Origin of the sequence: Loktanella sp. S4079 (assembly GCF_000967725.1) — a bacterium.
Taxonomy (GTDB): domain Bacteria; phylum Pseudomonadota; class Alphaproteobacteria; order Rhodobacterales; family Rhodobacteraceae; genus Yoonia.
Genome location: NZ_JXYE01000002.1, coordinates 630307 through 653574, shown reverse-complemented (window position 1 = coordinate 653574; position 23268 = coordinate 630307). Strand labels below are relative to the sequence as shown.

The window sequence follows — 23268 nt, the reverse complement described above, 5'->3', positions numbered from 1 at the left end:
CTATTGTTTAATGCGATTTAGGTCGTTTTGCCCAAGATTGAAACAGTTTCTTAACGTTTCGTGAAACTGTTCAATATTCGTGGCAATCGGCGCAGGGCTTTGTAGCTTTCGAGATGGGTTTGCATCTTGGTTGCTGGGTAACCCATCATCACGCGCCCCGCAGGCACGTTTGATAGAACAACGGAACCGCCACCCAGAACCACATCAGCGCCGACAGTTACGTTATCAGCAACACCTGCCTTGCCGCCGACGACAACACGGTCCCCTAGCACAGTTGAACCAGCCACGCCCGCCTGCGCACAAAGCAAGCAGTCTTCGCCGACAATCACATTATGCCCAACTTGGACGAGATTATCGATCTTGGTACCACGTCCAACCTTGGTCGCGCGGATCGTCCCTGCGTCGACAGTAGAGCCGGCCCCAATCTCGACATCATCGCCAATCTCAACACCGCCAAGCGAATGAATACGGTGCCATGTCGTGTCTTGTGGGGGCGTCAAAGGCGCGACGCCAAGCGTTTCGCGCGCAAGCTCTACATTGGACGGTTCTTTGCTGACAAAGGAAAATCCGTCTCCGCCGACAACGACATTGGGCTGCATAATGACGCGGTCACCGATTTTTGCACCGCGCTGTAATCGTACACCAGCATGCAACTGGCAGCGCGCACCAACGTGTACACCCTCTGCGATGCTGACGTGATCCGCGATCCAGGTGTTGTCGCCAATCTCGGCGTTTTCACCGATCACCGCAAATGCACCGATCACGACGTTCGCACCGATTTTCGCACCGGGTGCAATAACCGCGTGCGCGCTAATGCCATTGCCCGCCAGCGGCTGATCCAACATCTGGGTCAGGCCCGCCATGGCAAGCCGTGCACGGGGCGCATAAATCGCGGCCTCTAGGCCCAAGGCCTGCCAATCCGCACCGGGCCATACAACAGCGGCCCGCGCCTGCCCCAACGCCAGCGCGTCACCATAATTTGGCGTCATCGCTAGCGCCAAATCCGATGGGCTAGCTGTTGCAGGTTCGGATGCACCAACCACCAAAAGATCAACGGCGCCAAAGGCCTGAGCCCCGAGCGCCGCTGCGATGTCTTTAACTGAATGTGCCATCATACCCCCGGATCAAGTTCCGAGGATAGATTTACCCACGAACGGCGCGGACTGCCACCCCTTCACGTGCAAGAGCATTCCAAATCCGCGCATCACGACCGTAGACGTCACGGCGATACTGCATGCGGCCCTCGGGTTTCGTAAAGGCTGTACGATATACCAAGTGCACCGGAACCGGATCGTTCAAATCAACACGCTGCTCACGGCCAGTGCTCAAACGGGACTGAAAGAACTCTTCAGGGTTTGACACCTGACGCGCGAGCAATGCATAGGCAAAGTCAAACGGATCCGCCAAACGAATGCAGCCATGACTATAGGCACGGGTTTCGCGTCCAAAGAGGCTCTTGGCAGGTGTGTCGTGCAGATAGATGTTGTACCGGTTTGGAAACATGAATTTCACCAAACCTAGCGCATTCCCACGGCTCGGCGGTTGACGCATCGAAAACGGAAAGTTCGCTTCCGTGTATTGCGTGAAATCAACAGAACCACGGTTCACAGTACGTCCACGTGAATCAGTAATCTGCAACTGGCTGACAGCATTCGGGTTACGTTGCAGCTGCGGCAGATACTCTTTGGTGATGATCGAACGCGGGACATACCAGCTTGGGTTAATCACCATGAACTCCATCACGTCAGAAAACTCTGGGCTAACCCGGTCGCGGTGATTGGCTCCGATGACAGAGCGTGTCTCAAAGGTCACGACATCATTATCGACAATCTTGGCTGTGAAGTCAGTTAAGTTTACCCAAATGTGACGGGTGCCGCGCGGACGGTTGTTCCAACGCTCGCGTTCCATCGCAACGATGATGGATTGCAAACGCGCCTCAGGCGATACGTTGATTTCACGCAACGTGCCTTGGCCGACGGTACCATCAATGGCCAGACCATGTGCTTGTTGGAAACGCTGAACTGCATTCACAATCGCGGCGTCATAGGTCTGTGTATTCGTACGCTCAAGGAAACCCATCGCGATCAAACGGTTACGCAGTGCAATCACGCGATTTCCTGTACTCCCTGCCTCCAGCTTACCAGCAGGCACGGCAGGACCCCAGCCGCCATCCGCCAACAGTCGCTCCATCGCGATCTTTTCACGCATCAACCGTGTATATTCAGGCGAACTGGGCGGTAGCGCACGCAAAAACGCGTCTGGACGCGATTGAACAAAGGAACGGATCGTCGTCAAACGCGAACGATACGGGACCTGACGATGAATATTGCTGTCAACGCGCGAGGGAACCAAAATCCCCGTTTGCACATCACGCGCATAATCCAGGAACATACGGGTCAGTTCCACCTCTGCGCGCCCCTGCTCAAGCGGAGTGCGGGCAGCTTGCAAACGCGCCATCAGTGGTTCTGGATTGTAGCGATCAGCCGGCAGCCCGTGATCACCAGCAGCAGCAAAAGCAGCCATCAACGCATTGCGGCGGCGGCGATCTGCCCCGGTGCTCCAAATGCCTTCAAAATTACGTTCACGGTAAAACGCGGCGATATCTTCGTCGGACGCAGCTGCCTGCGCGACAGCCTGACGAAAATCCGTTACCTGCGCCTGCGCAACTGACGCAGCAAAAAGCGTCATGAAAAACGCCGAAACAACCAACCAAGCCCGGGCCATATTGGCACCCAAAGGCATACTCTTGATCAACATTACTTATCCCCCAAGAATTTATGGTTCAGACCTAGCCTACAAGGCCCTAAACTTAAAGCAGAGTATGAATATCCTTACCTTATAAATGTCTATTCATAATCGCGCGAGCGCCCCCACACGACGCGGCAGGTGTTGCCCCGTTACCGTGTTTCGTTCAACCCACCAGTTATGAGGTGCACAAAATCTGCGCTAATTCTCGCTTATTTCCCCTTTGTTACCTATATTTTAGTTAAAGCCCCTTGGTGAACGAATCAAAATGTGCCATAAATTCAGCACATCTGGGGACACGATGAAAAAAGCCGCAAAGCGGCATGGTTGAGCGACGGGACAGGCGCAATTCTATGACTAACAAGAACTCCTCTGGGATCACACGTCGCGGTTTGCTTGGTGCATTCGCGGCGACAGCGGTATCAGCCGCACCAACATATTCACAGGCAGCTGGCTTTCTTCGCGGTGCGGGCGACATCCGCCGCATTGCAATGTATTCCGGCCGTACTGGCGAACGGCTCGACACAGTCTATTGGATCGAGGGCGAATACATCGCCGAAGCCGTCCGCGAGATTAACATCCACATGCGCGATTGGCGTACTGGCGAAGCCGTTCAGATGGATTTGCGTACGATCGACATCATGGCCGCCGCATCGAACCTGATGGAGGCCGACGAACCCTACCTCCTATTGTCAGGCTACCGCTCTCCGCAAACTAACGCGATGTTGCGCAGCCGCTCTTCGGGCGTCGCACGCAATTCGCTGCATATGCGTGGTCAGGCCGCCGACCTCCGGCTCCAAAGTCGCACCACCTCGCAAATGGCGAGTGCCGCTGCTGCATGTCATGCAGGCGGCGTAGGTCGCTACGCTGGATCAAACTTCGTCCATATGGACTGCGGCCCAATCCGTACTTGGCGCGGATAAAGACCGACACACAGGTAATCTTTTTGCACAGAGGGCCACGCGCCCTCTTTTTCTTTTCTACGCTTGAGCGATTGCCACGAACTGACACCCCGACAAACGAAAAGCGCCCCGATTTGGGGCGCTTTTTCATTTAAGGCCAATGCCTTAGGCTAGTTGGCTCCGACGGTAGGGATCGAACCTACGACCAATTGATTAACAGTCAACTGCTCTACCGCTGAGCTACGTCGGAACAACTGAGGGCCTTTTAGCAATGTGATTCAGTGGCGTCCAGAGGCAAATCGACAGTTTTTTACTTTCCCTTCGGTCAGCCGCCAGAACCCTCAATAAAATGATATTTTGCGTCCAAATTTATTTCTGGAACGGCCTGAATTTTCCCTCGTTGAACGAGATCAATGAGGTGCGAAAATACATTTCTTTGGGCGACTCGCTGCAAATGCTCTGGAACATCGCTGTAGAGTGATTCCGTTAAGGCCGGAATCGTCATTGCCCGCGCTAACAATTTTTCGAGAATCTGCATTTCTCGTTCTTGCCGATGACGGATCAACCAAACCAATCGTTTTGCGGGATCCGTAATTTGCGCGCCATGTGCTGGGTAGTATATGGAACAATCAATTTGGCTCAGGCGTCGGCATGATTCCATGAATTGCGTCAAATCCCCATCGGGTGGTGAAATCAGCGAACTTGCCCAGCCCATCACATGATCACCGGTAAAGATCGCATCCTGCCAATGAAAGCACATATGGTTCGCCATATGCCCCGGGGTATGTATGGCCGTGATACGCCCCCAGCTTCCCTCAATTGATGAACCATCTTCGAGGCAGTGATCAGGCTGAAAATCATGATCCACACCTTCGCCACCTTCGACCATTCCCGCGTGGATCAAACGTTCCATCACTTCGCTGCGCCCTGCCCGGCTATTCCCAAAGCCAAGCACAGGCGCGTTGGTCGCGTCACGCAATGCGCCCACCAATCCCGAATGGTCCAGATGACTATGCGTAATCAAAATATGATGCACCGTCCGGCCAGACAAAGCCGTCAGTAGGTTTCGCAGATGTTCCTTATTATCCGGCCCTGGATCTATGACCACGACATCCTGCTCACCAATGATAAATGTATTGGTCCCCCAAAACGTCATCGGTGACGCATTCGGCGCGAGCACAGATTGCAACCCCGGCCTAATTTGCAGCAATTCGCCGGGCGTGGGCATCTTGTCGGTGGAGCCTGTCATCTTTGCTTTCCGTTTGTGCAACAGCGCGCTAGCCTGCGACCATGTTCTTTCGTTGGCTCAAAAACTACATGCCGCGCGGGATTTATGCCCGTGCTGCTCTTATTCTGATATTGCCAGTCATTCTGTTGCAATTGTTGATTTCTGTTGTCTTCATTCAGCGACACTTTGACGGTGTAACCCGCATGATGACAAGCGCCGAGAACATTGATTTGCTCTATCTTATTGAGGCGGCTGATCAGGCAGACGACATCAATCAGGCGAAGGCTGTTCTTGCACAAATTGGAGAGCCATTGCGGATCGGAACCACCCTACCAGCAATGGATCAGCCCGCACGCGACATCAAACCATTTGTAGATTTAACCGGGAGTACAGTGATCGAAACACTGCGTGGAGGGATTCCCGCGACGCAAGCGATTTCACTTGAGAACCGGCGGGTGGTCGTCGTTTGGGTCGAAACCAAACACGGTTTGCTCAGAATGGAGTTCAGCAGACGCCGCGTATCTGCAACTAACCCTCATCAGCTGTTGGTGATTATGGTTGTTATGGGCGCGCTTATGACGGCGGTTGCATTTATCTTTTTGCGTAATCAATTGCGCCCGATCAAACGAATGGCTGTCGCGGCGACAGATTATGGTCGCGGGCGGATCACACCCTTCACCCCGACAGGTGCAATCGAGGTCCGCGCCGCTGGGATGGCGTTCTTGGATATGCGCAACAGGCTCGAGCGGCAAATCCAAAGCCGAACCCTGATGCTCTCAGGCGTTAGTCACGACCTGCGTACCCCGCTCACGCGACTGCGGCTCGGGCTATCATTTCTGGATGACGAAGATACCGCCCCACTGCTCAAAGACGTCGATGAAATGCAAAGCCTGCTCGATGCGTTCTTGGATTTTGCCCGTAGCGATGCCGGAGACGGAATCGAGGCTGTTTCCCCCGGTGATCTCGTACGTGCGGTGCTCGAAGACAATGAGCGCATCGGCAACGCGCTGACACTTGCAGAGATCGACGGGCCGAATACACCTGTCGCCCTTCGACCTGCAGCCATTCGGCGCGCGCTTGATAACCTCGTGGGGAATGCGCTGCGCTACGCAGACAAGGCCGAAATTGGCGTCAGCGTGACCGAGCGTGCAATTCGTTTCTGGGTCGAAGACAACGGCCCGGGCATTCCACCTGATAAATATGAAGATGCAATCAGCCCCTTCGTACGTCTCGACCCTGCACGCAACCAAGACAAAGGCAGCGGTGTCGGACTGGGCCTCTCCATCGTCGCCGATATCGCCCGCACCCACGGCGGCGTGCTTAGGCTTAGCCAAAGTGAACGACTAGGCGGGTTAATGGCAGAATTGGTCATCGCGCGGTGAACTTAAAATATGCGACTACATTGGAGCATTAAATGTCAAAGAAAGCCACGATGCTGCTATTTTCTAGATATGTTCATTTTTCAAATAAGGATGACCACTATCAATGACCGAAGAAGATTTCTGGACGATCATTGAGCAAACCCACGCTGACGGTATGAACCAACAGTTGGCTGCACTTAGATCATCACTCGAAACGCTCACTCCTCACGACATCATATCCTTTCAATTCACTGAACAGAGGATCTTTGACCTCGCGAAACGCTGGGACTTGTGGAGAGCAGCATAAGTGATGAATGGCGGATGCTCGGCAGATGGGGTTGATTATTTTTGTCGCTGGCTCATTTCTAGAGATCACGCGACTTTTGATAAGATCTCGAGCGATCGCGAAAACCTTTCTGATTGCGATCAATCGGAGGACATACTTATCCACGATTATGGCGACGGCATTAGTGAAATCTATAGGACCACGGCTACGCGTACAGTGGAAATCGACTTCCTGCCCCTTGGGGAACCCAAAGGTACTCCATTTGACGCAACAAACGTTGAAAACCAATATCCACACTTCTTGGGATCAGTGAACCAGAGCGAGTGATCTGAGTAACATGTTTCTAGTAGATTTGACATTAACGCCTCGTACTGGGGTTCCTAACAAAATACGCCAACCCCAACCTTGGGAAAAGCCTCGGCGCAGGACTAACATCGATCATCTACACCATCATACCAATGATTTTTTCATATCGCGATTTTGGTGGGCGCGATGTATTCGGTCAAAACGATACGAAGCGGTGGAAGTGGAACATCGACCCCGCCCAAAATGGCGGTGGCGACTTCACGCGGTGGCGGATTGTTCTCAGGGCCTGCGGCACAGCTTTCAAACGCGGCAGGTTGCCTTGAAAAGACCGCTGCAAGAGCAGATCGCTGGGGATGTACTCAAACCCATGTGACTCTGATATCTGCTTCGCAGCCTCGTATTTCTGATATGCTAGGGCACCCTCACCTAGGCGCAATAACCGCCATTCCGCGCGCTTTAGTTCTTCAAGCGCAAATGCCTTGCGTTTTGCAACACTGCGATCAGCCGTTTTCAACGCCTGCCGTATCTGCCGCACTGGTTGGCCATTCCGGCCTACCACCTTACCAAACAACTCCTTAGGGACGTTCAGCACAAAATAATAACGCCCAAGATCTAGGGTTAAGCCCATCCACAAGCCTCCTCTATAATGCACCTCCTATGCGGGATTACATGCGGGAATTCATGCGAAAAAGACTGTCCACAAAAGGTTACTAAGCCTTAGATGACTGAAAAAATAGAATTATTCGTGAATAAACGCCCAGCATACGGGCAATTTAGTGGCGGACAGACAGGGATTCGAACCCTGGAGACGGTCTCCCGCCTACACACTTTCCAGGCGTGCGCCTTCGACCACTCGGCCACCTGTCCGTGGGGCGCGGTTTAGCCCTAACCGATCACCTATTGCAAGCCCCTATCGACATGTTTTTGCGGTGTTTACCCTTGGGCGCTCTGCCCCCTATAATAAGTGCAGAAAAACATAGAATGACCTCCTTAGTATGCAGCAAGACCATCAGCCGACAGGCATCAGCGAGAAACGCGATACAAATCGGCTTCAGACCGGCGCTTTGGTGGTCATTGCCTTTGCTGTTGTTCTCTTTCTCTTGGTCCAAGCGCGTTTCATGCTGATTTCACTCGCGACAGCGATCATTCTATTCAGCTTAACAAGTGATGTTATCACGTTTATTGCGCGTCAGCGGATTGGACCGTTTCGGATACCAAATGCTTTGGCCAGCCTTGCGGCGATGGTGCTCATTGCGACGGCACTGCTTATGTTGACCTCGATTTTGCTCGCTCAGGTGAACACCGTACTCGTTACCACGCTTTCTTATACAGAGCGTGCGCCGTCGGCGATTGCCTCGCTGTTTTCATGGATGGGCGAGGATAGTGAACTTGCGGTTCTCAACGCCCTACGCTCGGTCGATGTGTCGAGCTATCTGCGCAGCGCTGCGGGTCAAGCCAGCGGGATTATGCAAGCCACTGTCTTGGTGATCCTATTTGTCGGGTTCTTGTTTGCGGAACGAATTTGGTTCCAGACTAAACTCACGAATTTTCTGGGTAATGAGGCACAAGCTGCGCGAACGGGAAAAATCATCCAATCCATCATTCACCGCGTGAACTATTATCTTTTGGTCAAGACGCTGATTAGTGCGATTACAGGCGGGATGGTCTTTGTTCTTGCGCAGGCCTTTGGTTTGGACCTCGCGTCATCGATTGGGATCATCACCTTTGTTTTGAACTTTATCCCAAATATCGGATCAATCGTCGCGACCTGTTTGATCGCGCTGATCGCGCATGTGCAAATCGGCGATTCCACAACGACCCTAATCATCTTTTCGATATCGACCGTCATTCAATTCATAAACGGAAGCATCATTGACCCGATGCTTATGGGGCGTGCGCTGCGGCTATCATCATTCGGAATCATTCTGTCGCTGGCATTCTGGGGCGCTGTTTGGGGCGTGCCGGGCATGTTCCTGTCGGTCCCGATTATGGTGATGATGCTGGTCGTTTGCAGCTATGTCCCCGGTTTGCGCCCGATCGCGATATTGCTTTCACGCGAAGGCCTGCCCGAAACCGAACAAATGTTGGACCAGCCCATTGAACATGATCTCTTTGGGAACGAGCGCAGGCCGAACAACTAGTCTGTACTTGTCTTTCCAACGACCGGTTGACGCGCATAGTACGTCACATCCTCTGTGAAATACTGATAGCTGTCCGCGTTATCAATCGCACGTGCAACATCGCGAACGGCCATTTGTGAGCAGTCTCCGCGCGAATAGCAGTGGTCGTCAGTGCCTGCGACCCGCAAAAAATGCGAGAGCTCGTGCACGATTGTGCCTTCTTGGGTTCCGTTGTCACTGTGGCGTGCACCCGGTTCGAGCGCCGTCAGATGTGGCAAGTCAAAGAATGGCGGGCACAGATGTAACAAATAGGGTTCATGCGGATAGACCCATGCGTATTCACCGGAATCGCACCCATCTTGAGTGGGAAGATTACATGATGCGGTGACGGCACCGCTTCGGATTGCACCGACGATTGCCTTAAGGTTGGCGCGCACCTCTTCGGCATTGCCGCGGCTGTATTCGCCAAACCAACGTTCGTATTCTGGGGTATCACCGACCGAGGTCGCAGCTTTGAGGGTCAGTTCTTTAGCATTGCGCAAAACGCGCTCGACCGCCAGTGCTTGGTCCTTATCACAACCAGTGACGCTCTGAGCCGCTGCTGGCTGTGCGAACAGTAATGCGCAGAATAAAACCGAAACCCTTTTCATGACTACTCCAAATGCAAATAGACCCGTCTGTTTTGACGACCCTTCTTTTCTATTTTTCCAATGCGCACGCGACCGATTTCTTCGGTATTGGCCACATGCGTACCACCGCAGGGCTGAAGATCGGCTGTTTCCTGACCGACACCGATGCGTACCAACCGGACTTGGCCATTTCCACGAGGTGGGCGCACGGACATGGTTTTCACCAAATCTGGCTGGGCATCCAATTCAGCATCGCTAATCCATTCAGTCGTCACAGCCATATTGCAGGCGATCAGCCTATTCAGGTCGTCCTCGATCGCTTGTTTGTCGTCTGGAGCCTCTGGCATATCAAAATCTAACCGCCCCTTATCCGTGCCAATAGAGCCCCCTGAAACAGGCAGCGGCATGACAACTGACAACAAGTGAAGCGCGGTATGCATACGCATCAAACGATAGCGCCGATCCCAGTTGATAGATTGTATCACGACCAGTCCCGAATTCGGCAAAGCAACTGGTTCGGCAGGTATTAGAACAATGGTATCGTCAGGTCCCTTAACGGTCGTGGCAATTTCGATTGCACCACCATCCCAACGTAACGTGCCGCTATCGCCGGGTTGGCCGCCGCCAGTTGGATAAAACACAGACTGATCCAGTACGATCCCCCCCTCAGAGGTAATCGCAACCACCCTGCCCTTTGCTTCGCGCATATAGGCGTCATCGCGAAAGAGTGGCTCGGTCATGTGTTGCCTCCATTTAGGACTTCGGGGTTACGCAACCAAATATCGCGCTGCGCAAATGGGATCTCGATCCCAGCTTCAGCAAACTTCTTGGCAATTTCATGATTAAGTTCGGAACGGGTCGTCATGACCAAATTCACATCACGTAAAATCGCGCGAATTTCGAAATCGAGTGAATCTGCCCCGAAACCAGTGAACAGCACATTCGGCGGCGGCGTCATGATCACAAGAGGATGCGCCTCTGCAATCTCGCGCAGAATTTTCGTGACCAGATCAATGTCAGACCCGTAGGCAACCCCCACAGGCACGATCACACGACCAACAAGATTACCGCGCGTCCAGTTTGTTACTTGCCCGCTGACCAAATCGGCGTTGGGGATAATCACATCTGTTCGGTCAAAGGTCTCAATCCGGGTAGAGCGCACAGAAATCGCGCGAACATAACCCATCTGGCCACCCACCTCGATCCAGTCCCCTTCGCTCACGGGGCGTTCAATCAACAGGATAATCCCCGAAACAAAGTTTGACACGATGTTTTGCAGGCCAAAACCGATACCCACAGACAAGGCACCAGCAACAATCGCAAGGTTTGAAAGATCAATACCTGCGCTGGTAATCGCAACGATGGCAGCCAAAATAATCCCAATATAGCCGAAACCCGCAACAACCGCATTTTGCCCACCCAAGTCCAACCGGGTACGCGGCAAAACCGTTTTGCGGAGCGTCCCTTGAATAGTCCGCGTCAACAGATAGCCAAGTGCAAAGACCAGCGCGAAGGTAATGAAGTCTGTGGGCGAGATACGGCTTTCTCCAATGGCGAAACCCTCGCGAAACCGTGCCCAAACTTCGACCAAATCATCGACACGTGCGCCCCAGATCAATGCAATGATCGGTAGGCTTAAAACATATAGACACAGGCTAATCACGACCGGCAACAAGGCAAGCGCACCAGTCTTTGGAGCGTCTTCCTGATCAACTGGCGTGCTGAGGTCGTGAACCAGACGCTGCAAGATCAGCACGACACCAATGACACCCAAGGTCATCAGCCAAGACAACATCACGCTGCGCCCTGCACCATATCCCGTTGCAACCATCAACGGCGTTACCACGGCTACCGTATAGCTCAGCTTTGCAACGATACCCCGAATTCGGCCCTGTGATACGGTCTGCCCTTCGACCTCTTGGGGTTTGGTTGCGATTGCCACGCCGAGCCGCCACAACAACAGCCCCAAAATGACCATCACGGGCAAAGCGATCGCCGCATTTACCCCGGCGTCGATATCCATCACAGACATCGCTGCATCAAAAAGCGAGGCAAGCGCCACCAACCACGCAATCGCCAGACTATAGCGCCGCCCGGCCGAACGTGTGTTGCGATCATAGGCAAGGTAGCCTGGCTTTTCTCCGCTTGGGAATACCAACCGGCTAAGCCACCAAGTGAACAACACCACAAGCCCTGCCCAAGGCAGCGCATTTGCGACGGCCTCTCCGGTTTGGCCAAAAACATTTAGCGTCTCTAGCCCCGTCATCATGGTGTACAACCCGACCACGGGCACCAAGATCTGCAAGAGCGATAGCATAAAGAGCCAAAGCGGCATCAGCGGCCAATGGGTTTGCTCTAGCTGCGACCGCCAGCTCGTTACGCGCCGCCGCCCGGCACCAAGTAACCCGATCCCGACAAGTAGAAAAAATCCGGCGCGCGGTAAATTTGCCCACAGTTCACCATGCTGGCTTTGGACAGCAAAACCTGCCTTGGTTTCGACGGTAAGCGTTTGAAAAATATTCCAAAGCGTACCGACTGCAGGGGCAAAATAAACAGGATTGAGAGGCACAACACCGCGCTGCGTCAATTCTTGCGTTTGACGCTGAAGCACCTGCGCATCAAATTCGCTAATCAATCCGTTTGCGCGGGCATAGGATTCTTGGGCCAGCAAACGTGGTGCCATCAATTCCTGCCGCTGCGCAATGAGCGCATCGCGTCGATCCGCGACACTAGCCGCCTCTTCCCCGCTTTCTGGTGTCGGGCCAAGCGCGGCAAGCTGCGCATCGACCGTCGCTATACGACCAGCATTTATGGTCGTTTGCGCCAAGAAATAATCACGCCAATTCACCAATTCTGCCCGCAGGTGCGTCATTGCGAATTGTGAAATATCCTCGCGCCCGGCGAGCCGTTCAGCACGAGTTGCGACCTGTTCCCACCCGTCAGTCTCTGCATCCGACGCATCCTGCGCACTGGCCAAAAAAGGCCAACAAAGCGCAAGACATATGATCAGACAAAAGCGACGGATCATGCGGTCTCAAAAACGGATGGAAGGTTGGCCTTGTTGGCTTCCAACCACGCAGGCACTGGCAGCCCTTTATCGCGTAGGAAGGTCGGATTGTAGAGCTTGGATTGATAGCGCGTACCATAGTCACAAAGCACGGTAACAATCGTGTGCCCCGGTCCCATTTCGCGTGCAAGGCGGATCGCGCCGGCGATATTCACGCCCGTAGAGCCTCCCATGCAAAGCCCCTCATCCTTGAGCAGATCAAAGACCAATGGCAAGGCTTCGGCATCATCGATGCGATAGCTAAAGTCTGGCGTAAATCCTTCGAGGTTCGCTGTAATGCGCCCTTGCCCGATACCTTCGGTAATCGAATTTCCGGGGTTTTCTTCGCCGGTGTACAGTTTGAACAGGCCAGCCCCTTCGGGATCGGCCAGACCAATTTTGACGCCCTTCGGCTGGAGCGACATGCCGACACCGGCCAATGTACCACCCGACCCAACTGCACAGATGAACCCATCCACCTTGCCGCCAGTTTGTTCCCAAATTTCGGGGCCAGTGGTTTCAATATGCGCCTGACGATTGGCAACATTGTCAAATTGGTTCGCCCAAATCGCGCCGTTTGGTAGTTGGTCCTTGAGAGCGTCTGCAAGCCGACCAGAGTAACGCACATAGTTATTCGGGTCGCGATACGGTACGGCTGGCACTTCGACAAGCTCAGCACCTGCGAGGCGCAACATATCCTTCTTTTCCTGACTTTGCGTTTCAGGAATCACAATGACGGTTTTAAAGCCCATAGAGGCCCCGACCAGCGCAAGGCCAATCCCCGTGTTTCCAGCGGTTCCTTCGACGATTGTGCCGCCAGGTTTCAGCTCACCGCGTGCAATAGCGTCCTTGATGATGAACAGTGCCGCGCGATCCTTGACCGATTGGCCGGGGTTGAGGAACTCTGCCTTGCCCAAAATGGTACATCCGGTCGCTTCGGATGCAGCCCGTAGTTTAATCAGTGGCGTATTGCCAACAGCTTGGGCAAGGTCATTTCGGATGGTCATAGCTGCGCCTTTCGTTTCGTTCATCCTGTGTAGAACTGCGTTGGCATGAACTCAAGCCATCGTACGTAGCCTGTCACGATGACGCGACAACCAATTCAACAAGAACAACAGCGGCCCGACCTGAATTTCACCGCTATCAGCCAACTGCAATGCCGCATCATAAGTCACTGGATGCAAACGAATATCTTCACCCTCTTCAGCTAAACCGCCAAAGTATGGCGCGTCTTGCGGCAAATCACAAAGACCGACAAAGGTATAAAAATAATCTGTTGTCGCCCCAGGAGACGCGTAGAAAGACCCCGCTGGCACAAGATGACGCAGCTTTAGCCCGGCCTCTTCCTCGGTTTCGCGCATCGCGGCCTGCTCTGGTGTTTCTCTGGCGTCGATGATTCCAGCGACAGGTTCTAACATCCATGGATTGGGATCTTGGCGCATCTTTGGCCCAAAACGGACCTGTTCAACGAGCAGCACTTTGTCGCGGATTGGATCATAGGGCAAAACCATGGCAGCATCGACCGCGATAAATATCTCTCGGTTCAGCGTTGCAGAGCGATCGCCCTGAAATCTGCGGTGATGCACGTCGATATTCTGCATCCGAAAGAAACCGCCCGTCGGTGGCTGCTTTGCGGTTATCGTAACGTCCTCTTCAGTCGCAGAAAACCGAGTTGTACTCGGGGCTTGGGCAACCCGCGTTTTGGCCCAAGCACGCGATTCAATCATTGGCCACATACGGCGCAATTGCGCAGGGTCTGGCAAAGGGTCATGTGAAAACAGTTCTTCAGCAGCTAAAATCGCGGGCCTAAGGTGATCAGTCTCCCAATCCTTCAAGCGCCAAGGCTGCTCTAGCACTTCTTGTCCTGCCGGCGGCATATAACAAAGCACAGAGTGTGCCTGCCCATTAACGGTGACGTTCACCTTTTGAGGAGTATAACCGAACGCCCGTTCATACAAATCAAGCCGCTGGATTGCCGCCTCATCCAGCCCCGTCCAAAGGACACCATTGACTGATCCGTCCGCCGCACAAATCGTCGGAACGACATTGCCCGCAATACGACGCACTTCAAAACCTGAGAGCTCTGCGCTCTGATCTTTCGCACCGTCAAGCCCACTGACCGCTGCAAATAGCTGCGGGGCCATCAACGTGCCGTAAACAAATAGGTCCATAGTATCAGGGATATCGCTTTGCAAAAAATTCAGTCGCCCAGGCGCAAAGAACGCCACCAATCAGCACCGACCCTATCATTTCAGCGTTAGCGAATTGGAGCGCGACCTCACCTGTTTCCGTGAAAGAAGCAACAATCGCCTCCATCGGACCGCTGAATTGATTGCGCATCGCATCTTTCATCATACGCATGAAACCCATGATATAGAGAATCCAAAAGGCAAGCACTGCAGCAACAGTCAGCCCCATGCCAGTGGCAGGGTTATAACCGCGTCCGCCGTTTGAGCCACACATACGCCAGCCAAAGAATAACCCAAGCGCCACCAAAACTGGAATCAAATATCCGGGTGCATTTTGTTCGGGGAAATACTTGATAGAAATCCCGGCGATGTACCAACCATAAAGGGCAAAGAATACAGCGCCAGCGAGCCGTCCTGCAGTGGGCATTGATCGTGTTCCTTGTTCTACGGTGTCTTTGAGTAAGACAGAAGTTCACGATATTTTCCGTTATGTTGGCACACCATGCAAGTACACCGCTACATCTTTGATGATTGCAGCAGCGTACGGGCAAAATAGTGGCCGCAAACACATCTGAAACAAGCGATAGGTATTGGAATTTAATTATTTAACATCAAACCACTAAAGAACAACGTTAAACCAAAATTCCACCCCGAAAAACTGTTGCCGGTTTACCCACTACCGCGCTACTATCTCGCCTCATATGCTGCTAGCGCCCGATCCCGTCCCGCTTTGAGCGAGATCATCATTTCTGGATATCCATCATTCGCTGAGATACCCCATTTACGCGGCACCATATCGAAATATGCAGTCGCGCTCGCGGGAGGATTCGTTTGCCCCTCGGCGATCCAGTGCTTTGCGTAGTTGTGTGCGCCATCGAACTTTTCGAGCTGCGTTTCGGGGTTAAAAATACGGAAATAAGGTGCCGCATCCGGGCCAGACCCTGCAGCCCACTGCCATCCCATCGCGTTGCTACACGGATCCCAGTCGATCAGACAATCTGCGAACCAATCAAGCCCGACTTTCCAATGTGTCAGCAGATGTTTTGTCAAATAGGAGGCAACAATCATCCGCCCACGATTATGCATGACCCCAGTGACATACATCTGGCGCATCGCCGCATCCACAAACGGGACACCGGTGCGCCCCTGCTTCCACGCCATAACCGCATCATTTTCATCGGTATTCCACGGAAAACTATCCCATTCTTGGCGCCAGTTTCGTGTCAGCAATTCTGGCGTATGATGCGCGAGATGATATGCAAACTCCCTCCAGACCAACTCTTTCAGAAAGACTTCCGCCTCGGCTTTGCCATCATGAAGCGCCCGCCAACCCGCATGCCAGCATTGTGCAGGACTAATTTCACCATAGGTCAAATTCTCTGACAGTCCCGAAGTACCATCAAGCGCGGGAAAGTCTCTATTCGTTTTATATCCCTGAACCTTGTCTTCGATGAAGCGGTGAAGCCGTTCATTGGCTGCATGTTCACCTACAACACAATGTGTCGCTAGAATCGCCGCTCCGCGCTGCATAGGGCGGTTCATCTGCCATTCTGAAATCTGATCGGACTGGGGCCAATCAAGCGGCGGCGTGATCAACTTTGGTGCCAATAGCGGTGCGGCGACATCGCGTGTGCGCACCGTTTTCCACAACGGCGTGAAAACCTTGTAAAAGCCGCCGGTCTTGTTTTCGACGGTCCAAGGTTCAAACAACAGGTGTCCTGCGAAGCTCTCGGCTGCGATGCCCTCGGATTTGAGCGCGGATTTGACATGTGTGTCACGCTGCTTGGAATCTGGATCATAGAGGCGTGACCAATATACCCCTTTTGCGCCAGTTTCTGCGATCAGTTGACGCAAGACCATCAGCGCATCGCCGCTCCGCAGGATGAGGCGCGAACCACGTTTTTCCAATTCGCCAACAAAATGCGATACAGCCAACCCCATACGCAGCTTTGCGGCTGCACCAAGCATGTCAACGCTGGTGTCGCGGATAAACACTGGGATGACAGGACGCCCAGTTTGGACCGCTTTGGTCAGCGCGGCATGATCGCTAAGCCGCAAATCACGGCGAAACCATAGAATAATCGGTGCGTTGTCCATCTGTGCCTGCTCCCATTGTTTGGGGCACGAATTAGCACAGATCAGCAGAGGTCAAGGCCTAATAAAGCAAAAAGCCCCGGCGATTATCACGCCGGGGCCCATATTGCTTGAACCGCTTATGAATCAGCCGTGGTTGGCATCCCTGCTGCCTCGCGTTTGCCATCGAGGTAAATGGCCTTCACCAGACTGATCGACATCAGAACCATCACGACCGAGAACGGCAACGCCCCAATGACCATCGCGGTTTGGATCGCTCCGATCCCACCGATCAGCAAAAGTGCTGCAACGACAGATCCCAGCGCCACACCCCAAAAGATGATATGTGGGCGGGCCTTGGGTCCCTCATCACCGGCCGCATTAATTGTGTTCACGATCAAAACAGCCGAGTCCGCAGAGGTGACCAAATAGGTCATCAACAAAACAACGATGATGACGGCCATGAGCCACGATAAAACCCCGCCACCGAGCAAGATGTCAGTCACAGCAAAAATCTTACCGCCGTCGGTTGCCTCAAAGATTTGACCACCCGCTTGCCCGGTTAGCTCTAGGTCAATTGCCGTACCACCTGCCCAAGCAAACCACACAAAGCACATCAAGGCCGGTACGATCACTGCGCCCAAGACAAATTCCCGGATCGTGCGACCACGCGAGATGCGCGCAAGGAACAATCCAACAAAGGGGGCAAATGCGACCCACCAAGCCCAGTAGAACACGGTCCAGCCGCCTTGCCAGCCCACGAGCGCATCACCCGTCTCAGAACCGCCGCTAAAGACAGTCACTGCCATCGCGGGCAGATTGATCAAGTAATCCCAAATCCCTGCAAACATCGCGACTGTGCCAAACCACGTTGATCCAAACAGCATAAGAAAGCCGAGCAAGAAAATTGACAGACCCATATTCAGGTTCGACAGCCACTTGATGCCTTTGCCCACACCAGAAAGCGCCGAAAGCGTCGAAGCCCCCATGATCACGATAATTGCCACGATCACGCCGAGCGTCGAAGGCGACCCATCTGCTTTGGTGATCCAATCTCCGATGCCGATGCGTGATAGACCGTCGACAAATTGGTTGACCCCAAACCCAAGGGTCTGTGCCACACCCAAAATTGTTGCAATCACAGCTACGGCATCAATAAAATGCCCGAGCGGCCCAGATAGGCTTTTTCCGAAGATAGGTGTCAGTGACGAACGAATTGTTAGCGGCAGACTGCGCCGATATGAAAAGAATGCCAGCGCAAGCCCTGCAATCGCATATGATGACCAAGCTGAAAAACCCCAGTGCAAATAGGACCACTTGAAAGCATTGAGGACGTTGTCATCGCCCTTACTGGTTGCCAGCCCCTGAATGACATCCGGGTTGTTGTTAAAGTGATAAATCGGCTCTGCCACGGCCCAAGTCAGCATTCCGACCCCGATCCCGGCACCAAACATCATGGAAAACCACGAAAAATTGCTAAACTCCGGCTCATCTTCGGGCAGCCCCAATTTGAGCCGTCCTGCTGCGGGCCATAGCGCAAGAACAATGCAGACAATCACAAATGCGGCCATAACGCCAACATACCATGTCGCAAAGTTTGCCAAGATAAACGCATTCAAACCGCCCAAGACGGATGCTGCTTGATCAGGAAAAGCCACAGCCCAAATCACGAGCAAACCGATCACGATTTTGGATGAAAGCGTCACATCTAAACTGAACCCCCGATAAAAGCCGCGATCCGCGACCTTAATCGGTAATTCTGAGATAATTGGTCTTGGTGCCATTCTTCGTCTCCTCTGTTGTGTTATACATATTACGCTAGGGCAATCCGACCAGCGACAGAGCGATAAACCGACCCTCCGACCGCCAAAACCGTCAGTTTTTATAGGAAAACGCGTGGATTTTCGCCAAATCCACGCGCGCGCTTTACATACTCAACAGGGAAATTCTGCGTCGTCGGTCAGCTATTCACGTCAACGACAACCCGCCCCTTAACGCTGCCTTGCAGGATATCTGCCCCCAATTTTGGCAGGTCAGACAATGTGGCCGGTTGGATCATGCTCTCAAGCTTCTCCATGGGCAGATCGCTTGCGATGCGCTCCCACGCTTGCAGACGCCGCGCATAGGGCTGCATTACACTGTCGATGCCCAACAGGTTCACGCCGCGCAACAAAAACGGCACCACTGTAGCGTTCAGCGCCGCACCACCTGCCAACCCAACGGCAGCCACAGATGCGCCATACTGCATTTGCCCCAGAACGCGCGACAACATCGCACCACCGACCGCATCAATACAGCCACCCCATGTCTCAGACTCCAGCGGGCGTTTGGTCGGCGTGTTTATTTCGTCTCTGGGCACGATCTGGGTTGCGCCTAGACTGGTAAGATAGTCGGCAGTTTCGGGGCGCCCTGTCACAGCGGCTACTTGATAGCCAAGCTTTGACAAAATCGCAGTTGCAACGGACCCAACGCCACCTGCGGCACCTGTGACCAAAACGGGGCCATCCTTGATCCCATGATCTTCAAGCGCCATCACCGCTAGCATTGCAGTAAACCCAGCGGTTCCGACGGCCATCGCCTGTCGCGGATCGATGCCGTCCGGCAATGGCACCAACCAATCCGCCTTTACCCGTGCTTTTTGGGCGTAGCCACCCCAATGGCTTTCTCCGACGCGCCACCCTGTCAACACGACCTTATCGCCGGGCTTGTAACGCGGGTCATCAGACGCCTCTACGTTACCCGCAAAATCGATACCCGGAACATGGGGGTACTGCCGCACCAATCCGCCTCCGGGGCCAAGACATAGCCCATCTTTGTAATTCAACGTCGAATATGTGACCGCGACAGTAACATCGCCTTCGGGCAACTGATCCAAATCAATCGCTTGCACACTTGCAGATGTTGTCCCTTCAGCATCCTTTTCGACGACCAAAGCGTTGAACATGGCTCCCTCCTCCTTTTCGTTGAAGCCACAGGATCAGGTTTCCGGCATAAAGGGAAGATCAGTCGCGATGGGATTTTCGCCGGCGGCCGTTAACATCGCATGTATTTGCCCACGGTGATGCGTCTGATGATTGAACATGTGCACAACACATTGGCTCATGGGTTTGGTAACCGTTTGTCCCAATGCGGCAGAATGCCAAGAAAGCGGGCCAACAAGATCAACAGTATGCAATTTATCCGCCCATTGCGCGATACGCCCATCCATTCGGAACCGCTCGGCAGCCCAAACTGCCGGTGTTGGAGAGAAAGCCGTACTCTCGCTAAGCGCAACGTCAGTTCCGCTACTTTTGTCCAGACGCGCTATCCAAACAGTGTCAGCCCAGAGCAAATGGTTCAGCGTTCCAAAAATGGAACCAAAGAAAGCTCCGCGATCTCGGGTTAGCACATCTTGCGACGTAGATTGAACAAGATCGCGCAGCCCATTGTTTTGCCAGGCATTATAGGCAGCCATCATTTGACAATACTCAGGTGTAATCATGTGACGTCCCCCATAATACTTTCAACACAGACCTCAGCTTGAGGTAAGAACAGCAGCCCGGAAAGGTCAACAAAAACAAGCGCATGTTTTCAGTGCAGCCGCCGACCAAATTCGCTCAAAACAACATCACCTCGCGAACAGTTTACACACCAGCGGAATCTGTCTTGCCGCACTTCATTTGCGGTTCTAATCTCACTTTCACAGATCAATCGGGAGTGTGATGAATGACATCCTCTAAACTACTGGGCGCAGCTTCTTTTGTGGCAATGGCCACTGCGGCAACAGCGCAAGACGCGGACCTGCTCGTCTTTGACTATTCCGGCTTTGAAGACGCAGCGTTTCACAGCGCCTACATTGAACAGCACGGCGATAGCCCAAGTTTTTCATTCTTTGGCGACGAAGATGAGGCATTCCAGAAAATTCGCGCTGGGTTTCAGGCGGATGTTGCGCATATCTGCGCAGGCTCCGTCAGCAAATGGTCAGAAAGCGGCATCATCGAAGCATGGGATGTTAGTAAAATTCCCGCCTACGCTGACCTTGATAGCAATCTAACTGGCACTGATGTGGCTGCGGGCGAAGATGTCTTCTTTATCCCAACCGATTTTGGCTCGACCGCGATTGCATATAACCCAGAGCAAGTCCCGGCGGACGATGTCGCGTCGCTGCAAGTCTTCAAGGACCCGGCCTATGCGGGTCGCCTGACTTTGCCAGACAATGTCGATGATGCCTATGCGCTAGCCTATCTGGCAACGGGTGTCGATAATTGGACGAACGCAACCGATGAACAATTCGAAGCGGCGTCAACTTGGCTGCGCGAGGTACATCCGAATTTGCGCACCTATTGGACCGATCCGGCGGAACTCGCGCAGCTTTTGTCATCTGGCGAGGTACTCATCAGCTGGGCATGGAACGAAACCTATCCGACCATGGTTGACGAAGGCCGCCCCATCGGGTTCCAGCGTGAAGCGACAGAAGGGTCTTCGCTCTGGCTATGTGGCTACGTCAACTTGGTTGATGGTCAAGGCACCGAAGACAAAGCCTATGACTATATGAACGCGATGCTAGCCCAAGCCTCTGTCGTTCCGCTGTTGGACGCTGGCTATGGATCGTCGAACGCTGTTGCGTTGAACGCGGCTGTCAGCGAAGAAGACCTTGTTGCTTCAGGCCTTGGACAAATCGATGTGCCCGTGCTCGCCCAGCTTCCGATGAGCAATGCAATGCGCGAACGTCAGGCCGAGACCTTTGAATTGATCAAAGCGGGCTTCTAACCAATAGACCGAATTGCGTTAGGTTCCGTAGGGTGGATCTTGATCCACCCTACCTGCGACGGTTTAGCCTTTGATTGTTTTGGCAATATGACCTAGATCATCGCCATGGCACTCCGCGCGCTCATATCACTTTGTCTGATTGTTTCTTTGACCCTCGTTGGGTTTGGGCATCGGACGCTCGGACCGAATACGGATGCCCGCGCGACAGCCTATGTTTTGGCGGGTGGCGACTGGTCTGATATCTGCGGCCAATCTGGCGACCCGCGCCACGCACAATCTGATCGCTGTATCGCATGTGTTATCGCTGGCGGTTGTCTTGCACCGCGTATGGCTGAACTCGCCCAACCCGATCGCGATACACGTCTGCTCTGGCGAACACCCGAGCGAGATACACACACACTTTCTGAACTTGAATGGTCTTACGCCGCGCGTGCGCCACCATTGGCGTGACCAAACCCCATTCAATTTAATCTCGGTTCAAACGACGTTTGAACCACTCAGAAAGACGACCAATGAAACTGACTACTCTGACCGCTGCCACATTGGTGGCATTCTCATCATATGCCGCAATGGCGGAACCTGTCATTACGGTGACGGATGCACGCGCCTTTGAAACACCGCCGACCGCTATGTCGGGCGGCGGCTTTATGCATATCAAGAACGACGGTGACACCGACGATCGCTTGATCGGCATTACAGCTGACTTTCCCAAAGTCGAGCTACACACAACCGAATTCACGGACGGCATCGCCAAAATGATGCATGCTGACGGCGTCACTGTTCCTGCGGGCGGTATGGTCGCTCTGGAACCGGGCGGCTACCACGTGATGTTCATGGGATTGCGTGGCGATCCACTTGAGGTCGGTGAAACGATTCCAGCAACTCTGGTTTTCGAACAGTCAGGCGAGATCGAGGTGCGTTTCGACGTCGTAGCGCGCACGATGGAACACAGTCACTAAATCATAGCAAAGCACCTTCGTCATCGCGAAGGTGCAAAACAAAGGATTTCAGCCATGAAAGCTGTTATTATTGGCTCAACCACCCTTGTTGCGGCGGCCGCACTTGGGTTCTACACATGGTCAGCATCGCAACCACCAGCGCCCTGCGGTGATACGGCGGTTGCAACATCAGCCATTGGCGGACCGTTTGAACTGCTCTCAGAAACGGGTGCTTTGGTCACGGATCGTGATGTGATCACTAAGCCGACATTGGTCTACTTCGGCTACACCTTCTGCCCCGATGTTTGCCCGCTCGACAGTGCCCGCAACGCTCAGGCGGCATATATGCTCGCGGATGAAGGTTACGATATCGGCACTGTCTTTATCACTGTTGATCCAGACCGAGACACCACCGAAGTTGTCGCCGAGTTCACCGATAACTTCCACGAGGATATGGTCGGTCTAACCGGGACTGCTGAACAGGTTGATGCCGCATCCAAAGCCTACCGGACCTACTATCGCAAGCAGGATGGCGATGATGAGTATTATCTGGTCGATCATTCGACCCAGACCTATTTGATGATGCCAGAAACCGGATTTGCGACCTTCTTTAAGCGCGAACACACGCCGGAACAGATCGCACAAACCGCAGCCTGTTTTATCGATGCGCAGGCTTAGGCCAAATCAAACGTGAAT

At 53.4% G+C, this 23268-nt stretch carries 22 protein-coding genes and 2 tRNA genes; 8 read left to right on the top strand and 16 right to left on the bottom strand.

Annotation, left to right across the window (positions count from 1 at the left end; translation table 11 throughout):
- Nucleotides 1-50: 50 nt before the first annotated feature.
- Nucleotides 51-1112, bottom strand: a complete 1062-nt coding sequence (locus TW80_RS04385; RefSeq protein WP_045997014.1) for a UDP-3-O-(3-hydroxymyristoyl)glucosamine N-acyltransferase — start codon at nucleotides 1110-1112, stop codon at nucleotides 51-53.
- 31 nt (nucleotides 1113-1143) lie between these two features.
- On the bottom strand, nucleotides 1144-2757 hold the full coding sequence (locus tag TW80_RS04380) for a L,D-transpeptidase family protein (RefSeq protein WP_446720128.1): 1614 nt from the start codon (nucleotides 2755-2757) through the stop codon (nucleotides 1144-1146).
- 341 nt (nucleotides 2758-3098) lie between these two features.
- On the opposite strand from TW80_RS04380, the gene TW80_RS04375 reads away from it, so the two are divergent.
- Nucleotides 3099-3668, top strand: coding sequence for a YcbK family protein (locus tag TW80_RS04375; protein ID WP_045996089.1), 570 nt, complete (start codon nucleotides 3099-3101; stop codon nucleotides 3666-3668).
- Nucleotides 3669-3822: 154 nt separating this feature from the next.
- Here the strand turns inward: TW80_RS04375 and TW80_RS04370 are convergent.
- A tRNA-Asn gene (locus tag TW80_RS04370) sits at nucleotides 3823-3897 on the bottom strand.
- Nucleotides 3898-3972: 75 nt separating this feature from the next.
- Nucleotides 3973-4896 carry an MBL fold metallo-hydrolase gene (locus tag TW80_RS04365; protein ID WP_045996088.1) on the bottom strand — a complete coding sequence of 308 codons (924 nt, stop codon included), beginning with the start codon at nucleotides 4894-4896 and terminating at the stop codon, nucleotides 3973-3975.
- 41 nt (nucleotides 4897-4937) lie between these two features.
- On the opposite strand from TW80_RS04365, the gene TW80_RS04360 reads away from it, so the two are divergent.
- Entirely contained in the window at nucleotides 4938-6257 is a 1320-nt protein-coding gene (locus tag TW80_RS04360) for an ATP-binding protein (RefSeq protein ID WP_045996087.1), read from the top strand.
- A gap of 103 nt (nucleotides 6258-6360) precedes the next feature.
- On the top strand, nucleotides 6361-6543 hold the full coding sequence (locus tag TW80_RS18530) for a DUF4240 domain-containing protein (protein WP_045996086.1): 183 nt from the start codon (nucleotides 6361-6363) through the stop codon (nucleotides 6541-6543).
- Between the two features lie 481 nt (nucleotides 6544-7024).
- Here TW80_RS18530 and TW80_RS04345 read toward each other — a convergent pair whose 3' ends face one another.
- Both TW80_RS04345 and TW80_RS04340 read right to left on the bottom strand, forming a co-directional pair.
- Entirely contained in the window at nucleotides 7025-7456 is a 432-nt protein-coding gene (locus tag TW80_RS04345) for a DUF6538 domain-containing protein (protein WP_045996084.1), read from the bottom strand.
- 149 nt (nucleotides 7457-7605) lie between these two features.
- A tRNA-Ser gene (locus TW80_RS04340) sits at nucleotides 7606-7695 on the bottom strand.
- A gap of 128 nt (nucleotides 7696-7823) precedes the next feature.
- Here TW80_RS04340 and TW80_RS04335 point away from each other — a divergent pair.
- A complete protein-coding gene (locus tag TW80_RS04335) occupies nucleotides 7824-8969 on the top strand; it encodes an AI-2E family transporter (protein WP_084625711.1) in 1146 nt (381 codons plus the stop codon).
- On the opposite strand, the gene TW80_RS04330 is transcribed toward TW80_RS04335, so the two are convergent.
- From TW80_RS04330 to TW80_RS04285, 10 genes are all read right to left on the bottom strand, one after another.
- A complete protein-coding gene (locus TW80_RS04330; protein ID WP_045996083.1) occupies nucleotides 8966-9598 on the bottom strand; it encodes a M35 family metallo-endopeptidase in 633 nt (210 codons plus the stop codon). The genes TW80_RS04335 and TW80_RS04330 overlap by 4 nt on opposite strands.
- A 2-nt stretch (nucleotides 9599-9600) precedes the next feature.
- Nucleotides 9601-10317 (bottom strand): alanyl-tRNA editing protein, encoded by a 717-nt coding sequence (locus TW80_RS04325; protein WP_045996082.1) that lies wholly within the window; start codon nucleotides 10315-10317, stop codon nucleotides 9601-9603.
- Nucleotides 10314-12605 carry a DUF3772 domain-containing protein gene (locus TW80_RS04320; protein WP_045996081.1) on the bottom strand — a complete coding sequence of 764 codons (2292 nt, stop codon included), beginning with the start codon at nucleotides 12603-12605 and terminating at the stop codon, nucleotides 10314-10316. The genes TW80_RS04325 and TW80_RS04320 overlap by 4 nt, the downstream gene beginning before the upstream one ends.
- Nucleotides 12602-13630, bottom strand: a complete 1029-nt coding sequence (locus tag TW80_RS04315) for a cysteine synthase A (protein WP_045997011.1) — start codon at nucleotides 13628-13630, stop codon at nucleotides 12602-12604. The genes TW80_RS04320 and TW80_RS04315 overlap by 4 nt, the downstream gene beginning before the upstream one ends.
- Nucleotides 13631-13681: 51 nt before the next feature.
- Entirely contained in the window at nucleotides 13682-14794 is a 1113-nt protein-coding gene (locus TW80_RS04310) for a gamma-glutamylcyclotransferase (RefSeq protein ID WP_045996080.1), read from the bottom strand.
- Nucleotides 14795-14798: 4 nt separating this feature from the next.
- On the bottom strand, nucleotides 14799-15239 hold the full coding sequence (locus tag TW80_RS04305) for a TrgA family protein (protein ID WP_045996079.1): 441 nt from the start codon (nucleotides 15237-15239) through the stop codon (nucleotides 14799-14801).
- A 260-nt stretch (nucleotides 15240-15499) separates the two neighbouring features.
- Nucleotides 15500-16909: a cryptochrome/photolyase family protein gene (locus TW80_RS04300; RefSeq protein WP_045996078.1), complete on the bottom strand. Its 1410-nt coding sequence runs from the start codon at nucleotides 16907-16909 to the stop codon at nucleotides 15500-15502.
- Nucleotides 16910-17025: 116 nt separating this feature from the next.
- Nucleotides 17026-18669 (bottom strand): BCCT family transporter, encoded by a 1644-nt coding sequence (locus TW80_RS04295; protein ID WP_045996077.1) that lies wholly within the window; start codon nucleotides 18667-18669, stop codon nucleotides 17026-17028.
- Between the two features lie 176 nt (nucleotides 18670-18845).
- Nucleotides 18846-19829, bottom strand: a complete 984-nt coding sequence (gene acuI, locus TW80_RS04290; protein ID WP_045996076.1) for an acryloyl-CoA reductase — start codon at nucleotides 19827-19829, stop codon at nucleotides 18846-18848.
- A gap of 33 nt (nucleotides 19830-19862) precedes the next feature.
- On the bottom strand, nucleotides 19863-20366 hold the full coding sequence (locus tag TW80_RS04285; protein WP_045996075.1) for a DinB family protein: 504 nt from the start codon (nucleotides 20364-20366) through the stop codon (nucleotides 19863-19865).
- Nucleotides 20367-20590: 224 nt separating this feature from the next.
- Here TW80_RS04285 and TW80_RS04280 point away from each other — a divergent pair, with 224 nt between their 5' ends.
- From TW80_RS04280 to TW80_RS04265, 4 genes are all read left to right on the top strand, one after another.
- Nucleotides 20591-21634, top strand: a complete 1044-nt coding sequence (locus TW80_RS04280; protein ID WP_045996074.1) for an ABC transporter substrate-binding protein — start codon at nucleotides 20591-20593, stop codon at nucleotides 21632-21634.
- A gap of 105 nt (nucleotides 21635-21739) precedes the next feature.
- Nucleotides 21740-22084, top strand: a complete 345-nt coding sequence (locus TW80_RS17595) for a hypothetical protein (RefSeq protein WP_052700883.1) — start codon at nucleotides 21740-21742, stop codon at nucleotides 22082-22084.
- Between the two features lie 62 nt (nucleotides 22085-22146).
- The gene (locus tag TW80_RS04270) at nucleotides 22147-22593 is read left to right on the top strand and encodes a copper chaperone PCu(A)C (protein WP_045996073.1); all 447 of its coding nucleotides are present in this window, start codon (nucleotides 22147-22149) and stop codon (nucleotides 22591-22593) included.
- A 54-nt stretch (nucleotides 22594-22647) separates the two neighbouring features.
- A complete protein-coding gene (locus TW80_RS04265; RefSeq protein WP_045996072.1) occupies nucleotides 22648-23250 on the top strand; it encodes an SCO family protein in 603 nt (200 codons plus the stop codon).
- Nucleotides 23251-23268: the final 18 nt, after the last annotated feature.